Below are 17,309 nucleotides of genomic sequence, written 5' to 3' on the forward strand. Positions count from 1 at the left end.
TGCCTGGGCCAGCAGCTGGCCCGCGTCGAGCTGCGCGTCGCGCTCCCCGCGCTGCTCAACCGCTTCCCCACGCTGCGCCTGGCCGTACCGGCCGATGAGGTCGCCCTGCGCCCGGAGACCGCCGACATCTACGGCGTCAAGAGCCTCCCGGTCACCTGGGACGCGTGACCGCCGGCCGATCGCTTGACGGCACTGCGCAGCTCCCCTGGCCGACGCCCGCCGCCGGGCATCGCGCCTTGAGTAAACCCGCACCGCTGTGCCGGACCCGTACCCGGCAGGTTCGACCCCTCGATGCGTTCGCCATCGACACCGCTGACAGCACCGTGACCTGCCCGACTGGGCACCAGATCCCATTGTCGGCGCCGTCAGGCTGAAACCTGTAGCGCAAGGCGTGCTGCCCGATGCGCTCGCGCCGCACCAAAGCCGGTCGCACCCTCAACACCACAGGCTCGCTGCTACGCGCCAACGCACTACGCCGCCGCCGCCGATCCCACTGACCTGGCCGGCGCACCCGCACTGACAAGCGGAAACGCTTTCACGGTTCCAACCGGCGCGCCGTGACGATCCCACCGACAGCAGTAGGAAAGCACATGTCAAACTCCCGACGGCGAGGGTTCCTCGCCGTAGTCGCACTCGCGATCCCGCTCGTGGTCGCCGGTGCTCCCGCCGCATCCGCGACGGCGGAGCCGAAGATCAAAGTCTCCGGCGGGCTCACCCAGCCGGTCTTCTCCTACGAGGACGCCATCCGTGAGCACGTCCGGGTGCAGTCGCAGGTCGACAGCGACGGCGACGGCAAGAAGGACCTGGTCCGGGTGGACATCATCCGGCCGAAGGAGTCCGGTTCAGGGCTCAAGGTTCCGGTGATCATGCAGGAAAGCCCGTATTACGACGACCCTGGCGTCGGCTACGAGATTGAGAAGAAGAAATACGACGCGGACGGGAACGTGACGAAGTTCCCGATGTATTACGACAACTACTTCGTGCCGCGTGGGTATGCGTTCGTGTCCGTCGACATGATCGGCACCAGGTTGTCCGACGGCTGCCCGGCCTCCTACGGCGCCTCCGACGTGCTCGGCGGCAAGGCGGTCGTCGACTGGCTGAACGGCCGGGCGACCGCCTACGACGAGCAGGGCGATCCGGTCAAAGCCACCTGGACCACCGGCCGTACCGGGATGATCGGCCACTCGTACGAGGGAGCGCTCGGCGTCGGCGTCGCCGGCACCGGCGTGCAGGGGCTGGCGACGATCGTGAACATCTCGGGCTACACCAGCGGCTACGAGAACTCGCACGCCAACGGCACCCTCACCTGGTTCAAGGGCGGGGCGAGGTGGCAGTCCGAGCGGGTCGACAAGGATCCGGCGGAGAAGTGTGAGGCGGTGCGCCGGCGGATGGACGCCGAATCCGACGATGAGACCGGCAACTACAACGCCTACTGGGACGAACGCAACTACCGGACCGGCCCGATCTCCAAGGCGCGCAACGTCCACGCCAGTGTCTTCTCGGTGATGGGCATGCAGGACCGCAACGTGGTGGGCAGCCAGTTCTCCGAGTGGTGGACCAAGCTGCCCCGCACGGTGCAGCGCAAGGCGTGGGTGACGCAGTACGGGCACCTCGACCCGTTCTGGGCCCGCCGCGAGGTGTGGCTCACCACCCTCAACCAGTGGTTCGACCACGAACTGATGGGCGTCGCCAACGACATCCTGCGCCGGCCGCGCGTCGACGTGCAGCTCGGCCCGGACCGCTGGATCACCCAGGCCGACTGGCCGGCACCGACCCAGACGCTGACCCTGCGTCCGCAGCAGGACGGCTCCCTGGGCCGCACGCCCTCGACCGGCACCGGCAGCTACGTCGACACCGCCCAGACCGAGATCGCGATGGCCGCCGACCCCGCCACCGCCAACCCCAACCGGCTGGCCTACCTGACCCCGCCGCTGAAGAACGCGATCAGGGTGTCCGGAACGCCGTCGGCGAGCCTGCGCCTCAAGCTGGACAAGCCGACCGCCAACCTGGGCGTCCTGCTCGTCGACTACGGCCAGGACACCCGCATCAACTACCGCGAACGCTCCGCGACGGCTGCGGAGGGCCTGAAGTTCATCGGCGGCGAGGACTGCGTCGGCGAGAGCACGGCCGATGACGACGGCTGCTACCTCAGGGGCGGCGACAACACGGCGACCTCCGGCTTCAACGTGGTCACCCGCGGAATCCTGGACGCCCAGAACCACAAGTCGCTCAGCCGCTCGACACCGCTGACGCCGGGCAAGTCGTACCAGATCACCTGGAAGACGCTGCCGCAGGACTACGAGTTCAAGGCCGGGCACCGGCTGGGCCTGGTGCTGACCGGAGCCAACGACGACTTCAACCTCGACGAGAGCGGCACCGGAACCGGCACCGACGTCGAACCCGGCACCGGGGCCAAGGTCACCGTCGACCTGGCCGGCACCTCGATCTCGCTGCCGGTGGTCAACGGCACGCCCATCGAGTAGGAGCAAGGTCGACATGAGCGCACGGTCGCGGCCGGCGTGGTCGCGACCGTACGCACGGCGCCCCCACATCTGCCCGGCTCCGCGCATAACCGACATCCGGCGCACCAAAACTCCAGCGGGTAAGCCAAGGTTCTGCGGCCCCGACCTGCAGACCGGAAGCGTGGCCGGCGGCGTCAGGCCCCAGTCCGGATCAGTGTGAGTAGCGCGAGAAGAGCCATGAGCACGAGGCCCTCTGGTCGGACTCCCTGCCGTGGCCGGACGCGCATCACAGTCCCACGTCCCGGCGCAGCAGGTCGTCGATCTCCTCCCGGCGCACGACCACCCGCGCCGCGCCCTCGGCGACCGCGATGACGGGTGGGCGGCCGGTGAGGTTGTAGGTGGAGGCCATCGAGTGATGGTAGGCGCCCGTGGCCGGGACCGCGATGACGTCGCCGGGCCTGATGTCCGAGGGCAGCGGCACGCTCTCGGCTATGACGTCGCCCGCCTCGCAGTGGTGACCGACCAGGGTGACCTCGCGGGCGGCCATGGCGGAGCGGCGGCCGATCAGGCGGGCCGTGTAGCGCGCGCCGTACAGGGACGGGCGAGGGTTGTCGCTCATCCCGCCGTCGACGGCCACGAAGGTGCGGGTGAGGGTGCGCTTGACGGCGATGACGCGGTAGAGGGTGAGCCCGGCCGGGCCGCTGATCGCCCGGCCCGGTTCGACGGTCAGCCGGGGTACGGGCAGGTTCAGCGCCGCGCTTCGCTCCACTACGGCCTTGGTGACCGTCGTGGCGTAGTCGTCGGGGGTCAGGCCGTGCTCGGACTCCAGGTAGGCGATGCCCATGCCGCCGCCCAGGTCCAGCTCGGGCAGCACGATCCCGTACGTGTCGCGGATCGCGGCCAGTTGCTCGACCATGACCCTGGCGGCCTGCTCGTACGGCTCGGTCGTGTGGATCTGGGAGCCCAGGTGGCAGTGCAGGCCCGCCAGCCGCAACTCCGGCTGGCGCAGCACTCTGGCCACGGCTGCGGCGGCGTCCCCGGAGGCTATCGACAGGCCGAACTTCTGGCTCTCGCCACCGGTGCGGATCGCCGCGCAGGCGCCCGCCTCGATGTCCGGAATGACCCGCAACAACACCTTCTGCCGATGCCCGGGCGGGACCAGCATCGCGAGCCGGACGACCTCGGCGAGGTTGTCGACGACGATGCGACCGACCCCGTAGTCGACCGCCTCGGCCAGCTCGTGCGGGGTCTTGGCGTTGCCGTGGAAGACGATCCGCTCGGCGGGGAAGCCGACGGATCGGGCGATGGCCAGCTCGCCGCCGGAACAGACGTCCAGGCCGAGCCCTTCCTCCCGGATCCAGGTGGCCATCGCCCGGCACAGGAACGCCTTGGCCGCGTACCGGATGTCGGCGTCCGGCAGGGCGGCGCGGAAGGCCCGGCAGCGCCGGCGCACGTCGGCCTCGTCCACCACGTACGCGGGGGTGCCGAAGCGCTCGACGATGTCCATGAGCGGCACGCCTCCGGCGGTGGCGACCGGCCGGAACCTGGTGGTGGCCGACCAGGGCTCCGCGGCTTCGTCGAAGCGTTCGGGCTCACACGAGCCGGGGACGAGCAATCGGGGCTCTGACATCTGGTTCCTCCTGCGAGAAATGCTTCAATCTGGACGCTAAAGGCATCGCAGGATAAATCAGCAAACTTCTACGCAATATGGACGCATATCGCGAAAACTCTGACGCGGTTTTGACGGCGCCGCCTGTAGGCCCGGCTGGTCGCGATCACGCTGGCGGACCAGGCAGGCGCTGCGATCGACACCGCCGGCACCGGCCGACCCTGACGCCGGTCCCCGCCGCTTCAACAAAGAGGACGGTCTCCCTCCGCCGCCCGAGGGGAAGCACCCGGCGCCCCCTCAGCGTCCGCGACCTGCTGGAATCCGGAGCCGGACTCCTGCCCCGCCTGATCCTGCTGCAGGAGGCACATCAGGCCACCCGCTTCGCGGGCCCGGTCATCGTGCCCGCAGGGTCGATGACGATGCCGATGACGTCCAGATCGGCGATCATGCCACGCAGCGCCGGGGCGGTGAGCGGCACCCACCGCTGGTCGGCTCCGAGCACCTTGGCCAGCTTGAGCGGCGAGGAGAACGCGACCGCCGTCCGCTTGCCCGAGGCCGTGCGGAACAACCGAAGCGTCGAGGCGCACGTTCCCACCGTGACCGGGACGCACAATCGGGGCTCTGACATCTGCTTCCTTCCAGCGAACTGTCGTACACAGAAGACGCTAGAACCGGCGCCGGCCGCAATCCCCGATCGCTACGCAATTCTGACGCTGACCGCGTAAATACTGGCGCAACGTTGACGGCCTTTACCGGCTCGGGGACGCGCACGCCGGCGTTCCGAGCTGCCCGCCGCCAGGGCATGGCCGCCGCTGTCACGACGGCCCTGACCTTCCACGCTCGGGACCACGGCGGTTGACCCGGTGAGATCGGACGTCAAGATCGCGACGTGGTGCGCCAGGTTCGCGTAGAGGTTGCGTCAGTACCGGCTGCCCCCGAGTTTCCGCAGGACAAGCTGGGAAGACCACAAGACTCATCGAAAGCGACCCATGCCGACCAATCCCAGCCCCTGGACTCCTGACGACCCGCACGAGGTGGAGATTGAGCGGGCCCGGCTCCGCGAGATCAGGTCCCGCCTGCCCGAGGCCGCCAAGCCGCTCGAGACCGCGCCGCCGCGTCTCGTCTCGCTCACCGTGGCGGCGGACTCCTTCACGTCATTTACGTACTCGCTGGCGCTGGCGTACAACGAGGTCGAGGCGTTCACCATCGCGGAGCTGCGCCACCGGGCCGAGGACACGGTACGGATCCAGGACGGCATGACCGCGTCCCTCACGAACTGGCAGGACGCGGAGTACGCGAGTTCGATCAGATGGAGATGAACCTCGCCGACCTGTCCCGGCGAAGCCTTGAGATGGGCACATGCGCGGCGTTGACGCTGTCGGCGCTGGGCGTACCGGCCGGGTGGCCGTTCGTCGGCAAGATGTACATCCACCAGTACAAGCCGCAGAGCTTCTTCGACGGGGCGCAGACCTGGCTGGCGGTGCATGACGACGTGGTGGCCGCCCGGCTCGGCGTCGATGCTCTCGTCGCCGAGGTGGCCTCGACGAGCTGGCGCAGCGAGGACGGCCGGGCCTTCCAGCGCCGCATGGACGCTTATCTGGCCGACCTGCGCGGCGTCGAGATCCGGGCGGAGGTCACGGCCCTCACCCTGTACACGGCCGGGGCCGCGCTGGCGGCGTTCATCCTCTTCCAGTTCCTGGTCGCGATGGCGATGGCCGCGGTGGCGGCGTGGGTGCTGACCGCGGCCGTCACGCCGCTCAGCCTGGCAGGAGCGAGGGTCCTGGCCACGCAGTGCCTGATCAAGCTCTTCGAGGGCTACCGCGCGGTGGAGTCACTGCTGAACGCGTTGCTGCACGGGTGCGCCGCCGCACTCGGCGCGGTCGTGACAGCGGACGTGGGCATCGAGTCCGCCCGCGGCGACCACAGCGGCCTGAATGATCTGGCGGCGGCCACTTTCGCCCAGGGCCCCATGTTCATCTGGGGCACGGCCAACCGGGTCGAACGCGACCTGACCGCCCACGGCCTCACCGGCCGTGTCCCGGGCAAGGGCCCGTGGGCGAGCCCTCCGCAGGGCCTGCCCCACCTGGCGGGCGCCAAGGCGGTCAACGACATCTCGACGGGCAGCCAGACGGTGACCGGCCGGTACGTGCCGGAGCAGGCGGCCGACGGGTCCTACACGTTCCCCTGGGAGGGATGATGGACTTCGAACGGGAGCTCGGCCTGGACCCCGAGCGGCTGGCGGCCGACGCCGACCGTTTCTTCAGCCGGCTGGGCCACCTGCCGGACAGTGCCGCGACGGCCCGCGTCGAATCGCGTGACGGCTGGGTGAGCATCGAGTACAGCAGCGCGTCAGGCGTCACGGACCTGCGGCTCGACCCCCGGGCCATGCGCATGGAGTCGGCGCGGCTGGCCGAGACCATCCTCGGCCTGATCCACCAGGCCAGGGAGCACGCCGAGGCCGAACAGCGCAAGACAACCGAGGGGTTCCTGGGCGACAACGGGCTCGTCACCGACCGGCAGGTCATCGCCGACCAGCTCCGGCACGCCACCGGCGCGCTCCGGGAGAACCTGGAGCGCGCCGCCGCGACCATCGACCGGGTACGCGCCCTGCTCCGACCATGACAAGCCCGACCGAACCGGTGCTACGGCCCTGACGAGCCGTACTCGCGCCACTCCCGATCCACCCGCAGGACGGCCCGGCGAGCGGCCCACCACGGGAGCGCCGCCCCCACGACCAGCCACCCCAACGCCCCGGCGGGGACGGCGGCGATGAAGGCGCCGAAGACGACCTCGACCGCATCGAGAGGCCGCGGCGCCAGGCGGCCACGGGCGTCCAGCCAGATCCGGGCGGTCGTGGCCGAGACCCGGTCCAACGGCCCGCGGGCCCAGCCGCTGTGCCGCCCGCCGTCCCAGACCACGTGCGACACGATGGCCCGCTCCTCGACGATCCGCGCGACGACCTGCCGGTGCGCGGCATGGTAGGCGTCGATCTCGCGCATGAGCGAGCCCGCCGCCAGCAGCCCGGCGAGACAACCGGCCAGGAGCGCGACCAGCGCCGTCAGTCCATGCGGCCGATGCCCCCCGCCCGCCCACGTCCACTCGCCCGTGGGTCTCATGAGACGCGGAACCTCATCCGGCACACCACCGCGTCAGTGCGCCGCCGCAGCGCCCTGGCCAGCACCGCGCCGCGCTGGTTCTGCAGCATCCGCTGCCAGGCGTGCTCCGGCTCGACCTCGGCGATGAGCACGAACACGTGCGGTTCGGGCACCTCGGCCAGGTAGGTGAGCAGCGGCTCGTCGAGCCGCCGATGGGCGTCGAACAGCTGCACCAGCTCCACGCCCGGATCCCAACGATCCCAGTCCTCGACGAACGCCCGCGCCTGCCGCTCGTCCTCGGGGTGGGTGACGTTGACGGCCACGACCCGGTCCCCCAGCGACAGCGCCGCCGACAGGGCGTCGCGGGTCAGCCGGGTGACCGCGTGCACCGGCACCACCACCAGCGAACGGCGTGGCCGCGGCGGCGACGGCGTCCTGCCCAGCTCCAGCCGCCCGCCGATCCGCGCGTACGAGCGGTTGACCCACTCCATGCCGGCCACCATCAGCGGCAGCGCCACCACGATCAACCAGCCGCCCTCACCGAACTTCGAGCCCGTCACCACGATCGCGGCCACGAAGGTCAGCAGCGCGCCGAACCCGTTCAGCCCGGCCCGCCACCGCCACCCGGCGGGCCGCTCGCCCACCCAGTGCCGGACCATGCCGGCCTGCGACAGCGTGAACCCGACGAACACCCCGATCGCGAACAGCGGCACCAGCAGATTCATCTCGCCGCCCGCCACGATCAGCAGCAGGGCGCTGGTGACGGTCAGGAACGCGATGCCGTAGCGGTGCACCTGGCGGTCGGCGCGCAGGGCGAAGAAGTGCGGCAGGTTGTTGTCGCGGGCCAGCAGCTCGGCCAGCACCGGCAGGCCGCCGAAGGAGGTGTTGGCGGCCAGCGCCAGCAGCACCACGGTGGCGAACTGCACCACGTAGAACAGCGGCCCGTCCCCGAGCGAGGCCCGCGTGACCTGGGCGAGCACGGTCACCCCGTCCGCCGGGGCGATGGCGAACTTCTCGATCAGCGCGGCGATGCCCAGCAACATGACCGCCAGCAGGGCGCCCAGGGCCACCTCGGCCCGCTGCGCCCGCCGTACGCGGGGCCTCCTGAAGGACGGCACGGCGTTGGCGATGGCCTCCACGCCGGTCAGCGAGGCGCAGCCGTTCGCGAACGCCTTCAGCAACAGCAGCACCCCGACCGTCTGCAGGCCGCTCACCTGGTGGGAGACGTCCACGGCGGGTTCGCGGCGGATGAGCCCGGCCACGACGACGAGCAGGATCGCGCCCACGTAGATCACGGTCGGGGCGATGAACGCGCGGGCGCTGTGCGCGATCCCGCGCAGGTTGACCGCCGTCACCAGCGCCAGCACGGCCAGGCACAGCCACACCGTGTACGGCAGCAGCTCGGGGAAGGCCGAGGTGAGCGCGGCCACCCCGGCGGCGACCGAGACGGCGACGTTGAGCACGTAGTCGATGACCAGGGAGGCCCCCGCCACCAGGGAGGCCCGGCGGCCCAGGTACGTCCTGGCCACCCCGTACGCGCCGCCGCCCTCGGGGAAGGCGGCGATGACCTGCCGGTAGGAGAGGGTGAGCACGGCCAGCAGGCCCGCGATGGTCAGCGTGACCGGGATGGTGAACCCGAGCCCGGCGCCGCCCGCCAGGGCGAGCACCAGCACGATCGCCTCGGGCCCGTACGCCACCGACGCCATCGCGTCCAGGGACAGCGCGGCCAGACCGCCGACGACGGACAGGCGATGCCGTTCGCCGGTATCGGCAGGCTCCTTGGCGGTGGGAGTTTTCACGATGGACATGGAGAACATGCTGATCCCGCTGCACTCCCAGGGGCGTCCATATATACGCATTTAAGACGCGAAACGCCCCAATACCTATGTGAAACCTACGAGGCCGGTCTGCCGCAGCACCTCCCGGGCCAGCGGCGGGACGTCACCGCAGCATGGCCGCGACCGGGGAACTCCGAGGCGTGCTCGAAGCGGCGCGTAGAGATGCCGTCAAAAATCAGGCTCCGGCCGTATGGAACCCGTCAAGAAAGGAAAAACGCCCCAAATCTCGGGGTTTGCTTGCCTTGGCGCCGCCCGAGATGGGCGCGGCCCAACCAACATGTCCAGATTGAGGAGTGGGGATGGCTGACGTCATCTTCGTCGCCCTGACGATCGCGATCTTCGTGATCTTCGGGCTCGTGGTGAAGGCGGTGGAGCGGCTGTGAGTGCCGTCAACGCCGCCGGCCTGATCGTGGTCGCCGGTTTGGTGATCTTCATGGTCGTGGCCCTGCTGTTCCCGGAGCGCTTCTGATGAGCACGACCCTCGCAGGGATGATCTTCATCGTCTCCCTGATCGCCGCTCTGGCCCTGGTGCACAAGCCGTTCGGCGACTACATGCACCGGGTCTACACCAGCGCCAAGCACAACGCCGTCGAGCGCGTGATCTACCGGCTGCTCGGGGTGCGCGCGGACGCCGAGCAGAGCTGGGGCGTCTACGCCCGCAGCCTGCTGGCGTTCTCGCTGGTCTCGATCCTGTTCGTGTACGCGATCCAGCGGCTGCAGGACAAGCTGCCGCTCAGCGTCGGGATGAAGCCGGTCACCGACCACATCGCCTGGAACACCGCGGTCAGCTTCGTCACCAACACCAACTGGCAGGCCTACTCCGGCGAGTCCACGATGGGCCACCTGACCCAGATGGCCGCGCTGGCGGTGCAGAACTTCGTGTCGGCGTCGGTCGGCATGGCCGTGGCCATCGCCCTGGTGCGCGGGTTCGCCCGCCGCACCTCCGGCACGATCGGCAACTTCTGGGTGGACCTGGTGCGCGGCTCGGTGCGGATCCTGCTGCCGATCGCCTTCGTCGGCGCTCTCGTCCTGGTCGCGGGCGGGCTGATCCAGAACTTCTCCGGCCTGCACGAGATCACCACGCTGACCGGCGGCACCCAGTCCATCACCGGCGGCCCGGTGGCCTCGCAGGAGGTGATCAAGGAGCTGGGCACCAACGGCGGCGGCTTCTACAACGCCAACTCCTCCCATCCGTTCGAGAACGCCACCACCTGGACGAACTGGTTCGAGATCTTCCTGATCCTGGTGATCCCGTTCTCGTTGACCCGCACCTTCGGCAAGGTGGTCGGGCAGGTGCGGCAGGGGTATGCGATCCTCGCGGTGATGGGCGTGATCGCGCTGGCCAGCGTGCTGCTCACCAACGTCTTCGAGCTGGGCGGGCACGCGACCGTGCCGCAGGCGGTCGGGGCGGCGATGGAGGGCAAGGAGGTCCGCTTCGGCCTGTCCAACTCCGCCACCTTCGCCGCGTCGACGACGTTGACATCGACGGGTGCGGTGAACTCGTTCCACGACTCCTTCACGCCGTTCGGCGGCATGATGACGCTGTTCAACATGATGCTGGGCGAGGTCGCGCCGGGCGGGGTCGGCTCCGGCCTGTACGGCATGCTGATCCTGGCCGTGATCACGGTGTTCGTGGCCGGGCTGATGGTCGGCCGCACCCCCGAATACCTGGGCAAGAAGATCAGCTCGCGCGAGATCAAGCTGGCCTCGATGTACTTCCTGGTCACGCCGGTGCTGGTGCTGGTCGGCACCGCAGCCGCGATGGGCTCGGCGGAGCAGCGGGCGAGCATGCTGAACTCGGGCCCGCACGGCCTGTCCGAAGTGCTGTACGCGTTCACCAGCGCCTCCAACAACAACGGCTCCGCCTTCGCCGGGATCACCGTCAACACACCCTGGTACGACGTGGCGCTCGGCCTGTGCATGGCGTTCGGCCGGTTCCTGCCGATCATCCTGGTGCTGGCGCTGGCCGGATCGCTGGCCGCGCAGTCGCCGGTCCCCGAGAGCGCCGGCACGCTGCCGACACACCGGCCGCAGTTCGTCGGCATGGTCGTCGGCGTGACGATCATCCTGGTCGCCCTCACCTTCCTCCCGGCGCTCGCGCTCGGCCCCATCGCAGAAGGACTGTCCTGACATGTCATCCCCCGCGCTCAAGACAGCGGAGCGGAACGGCCGCGTGGGCGGCGGTCTGCTCGACCCGAAACAGCTGCTGAGGTCGCTGCCGGACGCGCTGAAGAAGCTCAACCCGGCCACGCTGTGGCGCAACCCGGTGATGCTCATCGTCGAGGTCGGCGCCGTGTTCACCACCGTGCTGGCGGTCCTCGACCCGTCGTTCTTCGCCTGGGCCATCGTGGTCTGGCTCTGGCTGACCGCCGTCTTCGCCAACCTGGCCGAGGCCGTCGCCGAGGGGCGCGGCAAGGCGCAGGCGGCCACGTTGCGCAAGGCCAAGACCGACACCCAGGCCCGCCGTCTCAAGAGCCGCACGTCCACGGACTGGGAAGTGGTCGGCGCGCCCGAGCTGCGGCAGGGCGACTTCGTGATCGTCGAGGCCGGGGAGACCATCCCCGGCGACGGCGACGTGGTCGAGGGCATCGCGTCGGTGGACGAGTCGGCCATCACCGGCGAGTCCGCGCCGGTGATCCGCGAGTCCGGCGGCGACCGCTCGGCGGTCACCGGCGGCACCAAGGTGCTGTCCGACCGGATCGTCGTCCAGATCACCCAGAAGCCCGGCGAGAGCTTCATCGACCGCATGATCGCCCTGGTCGAGGGGGCGAACCGGCAGAAGACGCCGAACGAGATCGCCCTCAACATCCTGCTGGCCGCGCTGACGATCATCTTCCTGGTGGCCACCGTCACCATGCAGCCGCTGGCCATCTACTCCAAGCTCACCAACCCCGGCGTGCCGGACTCGCTCGCGCTGAACGCCGACGGCGTCACCGGCGTGGTGCTGGTCTCGCTGCTGGTGTGCCTGATCCCGACCACGATCGGCGCGCTGCTGTCGGCGATCGGCATCGCGGGCATGGACCGCCTCGTCCAGCGCAACGTGCTGGCCATGAGCGGCCGCGCGGTCGAGGCCGCCGGGGACGTGTCCACGCTGCTGCTGGACAAGACCGGCACGATCACCCTGGGCAACCGGCAGGCGTCGGAGTTCGTCCCCGTGAACGGCGTCACCGAGGCCGAGCTCGCGGAGGCGGCGCAGCTGTCCAGCCTGGCCGACGAGACCCCGGAGGGCCGCTCGATCGTCGTCTTCGCCAAGCAGCGCTACGGCCTGCGCGAGCGGGAGATCCACGGCGCCGAGTGGGTGCAGTTCACCGCCCAGACCCGCATGTCCGGGGTCAACCTGGGCGAGCGGCAGGTCCGCAAGGGCGCGGCGACCGCGGTGATGAAGTGGGTCCGCGACCGGGGCGGCCACCCCACCGACGAGGTCGGCCACATCGTGGACGGCATCTCCGGCTCCGGCGGGACTCCGCTGGTCGTCGCGGAGAAGGGCCGCGTGCTCGGGGTCATCCACCTCAAGGACGTGGTCAAGCAGGGCATGCGCGAACGCTTCGACGAGATGCGCCGCATGGGCATCCGCACCGTCATGATCACCGGTGACAACCCGCTGACCGCCAAGGCCATCGCGGACGAGGCCGGCGTGGACGACTTCCTGGCCGAGGCCACCCCCGAGGACAAGCTCGCCCTGATCAGGAAGGAGCAGCAGGGCGGACGGCTGGTCGCGATGACCGGCGACGGCACCAACGACGCCCCCGCCCTGGCCCAGTCGGACGTCGGCGTGGCGATGAACACCGGCACCTCGGCCGCCAAGGAGGCCGGGAACATGGTGGACCTCGACTCCAACCCGACCAAGCTGATCGAGATCGTCGAGATCGGCAAGCAGTTGCTCATCACCCGCGGCGCGCTGACCACGTTCTCCATCGCCAACGACATCGCGAAGTACTTCGCGATCATCCCGGCCATGTTCGCGGCGGTCTACCCGGGCCTGGACGCCCTGAACGTCATGCGCCTGGCCAGCCCGCAGTCGGCGATCCTGTCCGCGGTCGTGTTCAACGCCCTGGTCATCATCGCGCTGATCCCGCTGGCGCTGCGCGGCGTCCGGTACCGGCCCTCCAGCGCCTCCAAACTGCTCTCCCGCAACCTGTACGTCTACGGCCTGGGCGGCATCGTCGCGCCGTTCGTCGGCATCAAGATCATCGACCTGTTCATCCAGTTTCTTCCGGGGATGTCGTAATGGACCGTCTACCCAGCTGGCTGCGCCGGCATCTGGCCGCGATCAGGGCCGTGGCCGTCCTGACCGTGCTGCTCGGCCTGATCTATCCGCTGGCCACCACCGGTATCGCGCAGGCGCTGTTCAACGGCAAGGCCAACGGCTCGATCGTGCGGGCCGGCGGCAAGGACGTGGGCAGCGCCCTCATCGGCCAGTCCTTCACCGACGCCGACGGCAAGGCGGTCAAGAAGTACTTCCAGTCCCGCCCGTCGGCCGCCGGCGACGGCTACGACCCGACCTCGACCGGGGCGAGCAATCTCGGCCCCGAGGACGTCGTCGACGTGCTGCCGGTGCCGGGCGCCGAGGGCAGGCAGTCGCTGCTGACCCGGGTGTGCGCCCGGTCCAAGGCGGTCGGCGAGCTGGAGGGCGTCAGCGGCGCCCGCCCGTACTGCACCCCCGACGGAGTCGGCGCGGTGCTGAAGGTCTTCCCCGACCGGGCGGTCAGTGTCAACCAGGCCTGCCCGGCCGCCCCCTTCGTCGCCACCTACCAGGGGCTGAAGGTGGAGTGCGCCAAGCCCGGCGAGGACTACGCCGCCGGCCGGACCGTGCCCGTGCGCGGCGAGGTGAGCCGGGTGCCGGTGCCCGCGGACGCGGTGACCGCGAGCGGATCGGGCCTGGACCCGCACATCTCCGTCGCCTACGCCGAGCTCCAGGCTCCCCGCGTGGCCAGGGAACGCGGCCTGGCCCTGGACAGGGTCAAGGCGCTCATCGACGAGAACACGACCGGCCGGGTGCTCGGCTTCATGGGCGAACCCGCCGTCAACGTCCTCGAACTCAACCTGGCGCTGGATCGGTCATGAGCCGGGGCCGCCTGCGGGTCTACCTCGGGGCGGCGCCCGGGGTCGGCAAGACGTACGCGATGCTCTGCGAGGGCCGTCGCGGCATGGAGCGCGACCGGGACGTGGTCGTGGGCTTCGTCGAGACCCACGGCCGCGCCCGCACCGCGGCCCTCCTGGAGGGCATGGAGGTGATCCCGCGCAGGACGCTGGTCTATCGCGGGGCCACCTTCACCGAGCTGGACGTGGACGCCGTCATCGAGCGCAAGCCGAAGATCGCGCTGATCGACGAGCTGGCCCACACCAACGTGCCCGGCTCCAGGAACGTCAAGCGCTGGCAGGACATCGACGACATCCTGGACGCCGGGATCGACGTCATCTCGACGGTGAACATCCAGCACCTGGAGTCCGTCAACGACGTCGTCCAGGAGATCACCGGAATCCCGCAGCGCGAGACCGTCCCCGACGAGGTGGTGCGCCGCGCCGACCAGGTCGAGCTGGTCGACATGTCGCCGGAGGCGCTGCGCCGCCGCATGGCCCACGGCAACGTGTACATGCCCGAGAAGGTCGACGCCGCCCTGTCGAACTACTTCCGCGTCGGCAACCTCACGGCCCTCCGCGAGCTCGCCCTTCTCTGGGTCGCGGGAAAGGTCGACGACCAGCTCGACCGCTACCGCGCCGAGCACGGCATCGCCACCACCTGGGAGACCCGGGAACGCGTCGTGGTCGCGCTGACCGGCGGCCCGGAAGGCGACACGCTGGTACGCCGGGCGGCCCGCATCGCCGCCCGCACCAAGGGCGCCGACCTGCTGGCCGTCCACGTCACCAGCGCCGACGGGCTGGCCGGCGGCGACCCGGCCAACCTGGCCCGCCAGCGCACGCTGGTCGAGAGCATGGGCGGCACCTACCACCAGGTCGTCGGCGACGACATCCCCCAGGCGCTGCTCGACTTCGCCCGCGGCGTCAACGCCACCCAGCTCGTCCTCGGAGCGTCGAGGAGAGGCCGCTTCGCGCAGATCTTCTCCCGGGGCGTCGGAGTGGAGACCACGGCCCTGTCCGGCTCCATCGACGTCCACATGATCACCCACGAGGAGGTCAACCAGGGGCGCAGGCGTCCCGAACGCTCGCGGGCCGCGTTGACCAGGAAGCGCCGCCTGACGGGCTGGGCGCTGGCGGTGGCCGGGATGCCGCTGCTCACGGCCCTGCTCGCGCCGTTCAGGGACGTGCTGTCGCTGCCCAGCGAGATCCTGTTCTTCCTCTGCCTGACCGTCGGGGTCGCGCTGGCCGGCGGCATGTGGCCGGCCGTCACCGCGGCCGTCGGCGGATCGCTGCTGCTCAACTGGTTCTTCACGCCGCCGATCGGCGAGTTCACCATCAACGATCCGGAGAACCTGTTCGCGCTGGTCGTGTTCGTGCTGGTCGCGGCGGCGGTCAGCTCGATCGTGGACCTGGCCGCCCGCCGTACCAGACAGGCCGCCCGCGCGAGCGCGGACGCCGAGGCGCTGTCCACGCTGGCCGGGCACGTGCTGCGCGGCGAGGCGGCGCTGCCGTCGCTGCTCGGCCGCCTGCGCGAGACGTTCGGGCTGGACTCGGTCACCCTGCTCGAACGCCTCGGCGAGCCCACCCCGGACGACCAGTCCGAGCCCGCCGCCTGGCGCATCATCGCCACCACCGGCCAGTCCCCGTGCACGAACCCCGGCGCGGCCGACACCGACGTGCAGATCAACGACCGGCTCGTGCTCGCCGCCCGCGGCCGGCTGCTGGACGCCAGCGACCGGCGGGTGCTGGAGGCGTTCGCCGCCGAAGCCGCCGTCGCGCTGCGGCAGGAACGCCTTGAGGAGGAGGCCGAGCAGGCCAAGCCGCTGGCCGAGGCCGACAAGATGCGCACCGCCCTGCTGGCCGCCGTCAGCCACGACCTGCGCACCCCGCTGGCCGCCGCCAAGGCCTCCGTCGACAGCCTGCGCAGCGCCGACATCGACTGGTCTCCCCAGGACCGCGACGAACTGCTCGACACCGCCCATGAATCGCTGGGCCGCCTCGACCGGCTGGTGGAGAACCTGCTCGACATGAGCCGCCTGCAGGCCGGAGTCCTCGGCCTGGCGCTCCAGCCGGTCGCCCTGGAAGAGGTCGTGCCCCGGGCGATCGACGACCTCGGATCGCTGCGCGACCGCGTCGAGGGCGACATCTCCATCGAACTCCCCGAGATCGTCGCCGACCCCGCCCTGCTGGAGCGCGTCCTGGTCAACCTGATGACCAACGCCGTCCGCCACAGCCCCGCCGGCCGGAAGGTGCTCATCACCGCCAGCTGGCACGACGAGCAGGTGGAGATCCGCGTCATCGACCGCGGTCCCGGCATCCCGCCCGAGGCCCGCGACCGGGTCTTCCAGCCGTTCCAGCGGCTCGGCGACCGTGACAACGGCACGGGCGTCGGCCTCGGGCTCGCGCTCTCCCGCGGCCTGACCGAGGCCATGGGCGGCACGCTCATACCGGAAGAGACACCAGGGGGAGGTCTCACCATGACCGTCCAGATGCCCATCTCATCCCAGGCGGTGACAGCATGACCAAGATCCTCGTCGTCGACGACGAACCGCAGATCCTGCGGGCCCTGCGCATCAACCTGGCCGCCCGCCAGTACGAGGTCGCCGTCGCCGAGAACGGCTCCTCCGCGCTGCGCGAAGCCGCCGAATGGCATCCCGACCTCGTCGTGCTCGACCTCGGCCTGCCCGACATCGACGGCGTCGACGTCATCCACGGCCTGCGCGGCTGGACCCGGATCCCGATCGTGGTGCTGTCCGGCCGGGCCGGGAACCAGGACAAGATCGACGCGCTGGACGCCGGCGCCGACGACTACGTGACGAAACCGTTCAGCATCGAGGAGTTCCTGGCCCGCATCCGGGCCGTCTCCCGCCGCGCCGCCATCCACGAGGCCGAGCTGGCCAGCATCCAGATCGGCGACCACACGGTCGACCTCGTCGGCAAGACCATCTCCGGTGGCCAGCGGCTCACCCCCACCGAATGGCACATCCTGGAGATCCTGCTGCGCAACCCCGGCAAGCTCATCCCCCAGCGCTACCTGCTGACGGAGGTGTGGGGCAGCAAGCACGTCAAGGAGACCCACTACCTGCGCCAGTACATGGCCCAGTTGCGCAAGAAGTTCGAACGCGACCCGGCCCATCCGGTCCACCTGATCACCGAGCCGGGCATGGGCTACCGCTTCACCCCATGACGCGGCTCGGAGTTGACAACAGGTGATCTCCTGCAACAC

At 70.2% G+C, this 17,309-nt stretch carries 14 protein-coding genes and 1 pseudogene; 11 read left to right on the forward strand and 4 right to left on the reverse strand.

Features of this window, described 5'->3' with window-relative positions; genetic code table 11:
- Positions 1-168, forward strand: a pseudogene (locus AB0L65_RS47775) (cytochrome P450); the annotation flags it as partial.
- Positions 169-590: 422 nt separating this feature from the next.
- Positions 591-2,483 (forward strand): CocE/NonD family hydrolase, encoded by a 1,893-nt coding sequence (locus AB0L65_RS47780; protein ID WP_364260699.1) that lies wholly within the window; start codon positions 591-593, stop codon positions 2,481-2,483.
- A gap of 265 nt (positions 2,484-2,748) precedes the next feature.
- Here AB0L65_RS47780 and lysA read toward each other — a convergent pair whose 3' ends face one another.
- Positions 2,749-4,092 (reverse strand): diaminopimelate decarboxylase, encoded by a 1,344-nt coding sequence (gene lysA / locus AB0L65_RS47785; RefSeq protein WP_364260702.1) that lies wholly within the window; start codon positions 4,090-4,092, stop codon positions 2,749-2,751.
- A gap of 346 nt (positions 4,093-4,438) precedes the next feature.
- Positions 4,439-4,699 (reverse strand): SAV_915 family protein, encoded by a 261-nt coding sequence (locus AB0L65_RS47790; RefSeq protein ID WP_364260705.1) that lies wholly within the window; start codon positions 4,697-4,699, stop codon positions 4,439-4,441.
- Positions 4,700-5,060: 361 nt separating this feature from the next.
- On the opposite strand from AB0L65_RS47790, the gene AB0L65_RS47795 reads away from it, so the two are divergent.
- From AB0L65_RS47795 to AB0L65_RS47805, 3 genes are read left to right on the forward strand one after another with little or no spacing between them, the layout of a single operon-like run.
- Positions 5,061-5,390, forward strand: coding sequence for a hypothetical protein (locus AB0L65_RS47795; protein WP_364260708.1), 330 nt, complete (start codon positions 5,061-5,063; stop codon positions 5,388-5,390).
- A complete protein-coding gene (locus AB0L65_RS47800) occupies positions 5,387-6,268 on the forward strand; it encodes a hypothetical protein (RefSeq protein ID WP_364260711.1) in 882 nt (293 codons plus the stop codon). Before AB0L65_RS47795 ends, AB0L65_RS47800 begins: the two co-directional genes overlap by 4 nt.
- On the forward strand, positions 6,265-6,693 hold the full coding sequence (locus AB0L65_RS47805) for a YbaB/EbfC family nucleoid-associated protein (protein ID WP_364260714.1): 429 nt from the start codon (positions 6,265-6,267) through the stop codon (positions 6,691-6,693). Before AB0L65_RS47800 ends, AB0L65_RS47805 begins: the two co-directional genes overlap by 4 nt.
- A 20-nt stretch (positions 6,694-6,713) precedes the next feature.
- On the opposite strand, the gene AB0L65_RS47810 is transcribed toward AB0L65_RS47805, so the two are convergent.
- Together AB0L65_RS47810 and AB0L65_RS47815 are read right to left on the reverse strand one after the other, a co-directional pair.
- On the reverse strand, positions 6,714-7,187 hold the full coding sequence (locus tag AB0L65_RS47810; protein WP_364260717.1) for a hypothetical protein: 474 nt from the start codon (positions 7,185-7,187) through the stop codon (positions 6,714-6,716).
- Complete coding sequence (locus tag AB0L65_RS47815) at positions 7,184-8,974, reverse strand: APC family permease (RefSeq protein WP_364260720.1); 1,791 nt, start codon at positions 8,972-8,974, stop codon at positions 7,184-7,186. The genes AB0L65_RS47810 and AB0L65_RS47815 overlap by 4 nt, the downstream gene beginning before the upstream one ends.
- A gap of 409 nt (positions 8,975-9,383) precedes the next feature.
- On the opposite strand from AB0L65_RS47815, the gene kdpF reads away from it, so the two are divergent.
- Genes kdpF through AB0L65_RS47845 form a run of 6 tightly spaced genes read left to right on the forward strand, consistent with a single transcriptional unit; the run spans position 9,384 to position 17,270 of the window.
- On the forward strand, positions 9,384-9,473 hold the full coding sequence (gene kdpF, locus AB0L65_RS47820) for a K(+)-transporting ATPase subunit F (protein WP_350737184.1): 90 nt from the start codon (positions 9,384-9,386) through the stop codon (positions 9,471-9,473).
- Positions 9,473-11,134 (forward strand): potassium-transporting ATPase subunit KdpA, encoded by a 1,662-nt coding sequence (gene kdpA / locus AB0L65_RS47825; protein ID WP_364260723.1) that lies wholly within the window; start codon positions 9,473-9,475, stop codon positions 11,132-11,134. Before kdpF ends, kdpA begins: the two co-directional genes overlap by 1 nt.
- A gap of 1 nt (position 11,135) precedes the next feature.
- Positions 11,136-13,232 carry a potassium-transporting ATPase subunit KdpB gene (gene kdpB, locus AB0L65_RS47830; RefSeq protein ID WP_364260726.1) on the forward strand — a complete coding sequence of 699 codons (2,097 nt, stop codon included), beginning with the start codon at positions 11,136-11,138 and terminating at the stop codon, positions 13,230-13,232.
- Positions 13,232-14,068 (forward strand): potassium-transporting ATPase subunit C, encoded by an 837-nt coding sequence (locus AB0L65_RS47835; protein ID WP_364260728.1) that lies wholly within the window; start codon positions 13,232-13,234, stop codon positions 14,066-14,068. The genes kdpB and AB0L65_RS47835 overlap by 1 nt, the downstream gene beginning before the upstream one ends.
- The gene (locus tag AB0L65_RS47840) at positions 14,065-16,605 is read left to right on the forward strand and encodes a DUF4118 domain-containing protein (protein WP_364260731.1); all 2,541 of its coding nucleotides are present in this window, start codon (positions 14,065-14,067) and stop codon (positions 16,603-16,605) included. Before AB0L65_RS47835 ends, AB0L65_RS47840 begins: the two co-directional genes overlap by 4 nt.
- Positions 16,602-17,270 (forward strand): response regulator, encoded by a 669-nt coding sequence (locus AB0L65_RS47845; RefSeq protein ID WP_363983670.1) that lies wholly within the window; start codon positions 16,602-16,604, stop codon positions 17,268-17,270. Before AB0L65_RS47840 ends, AB0L65_RS47845 begins: the two co-directional genes overlap by 4 nt.
- The last annotated feature ends 39 nt before the right edge of the window (positions 17,271-17,309 follow it).

It is taken from the genome of Nonomuraea sp. NPDC052116 (genome assembly GCF_040680035.1).
Classification (GTDB): domain Bacteria; phylum Actinomycetota; class Actinomycetes; order Streptosporangiales; family Streptosporangiaceae; genus Nonomuraea; species Nonomuraea angiospora_A.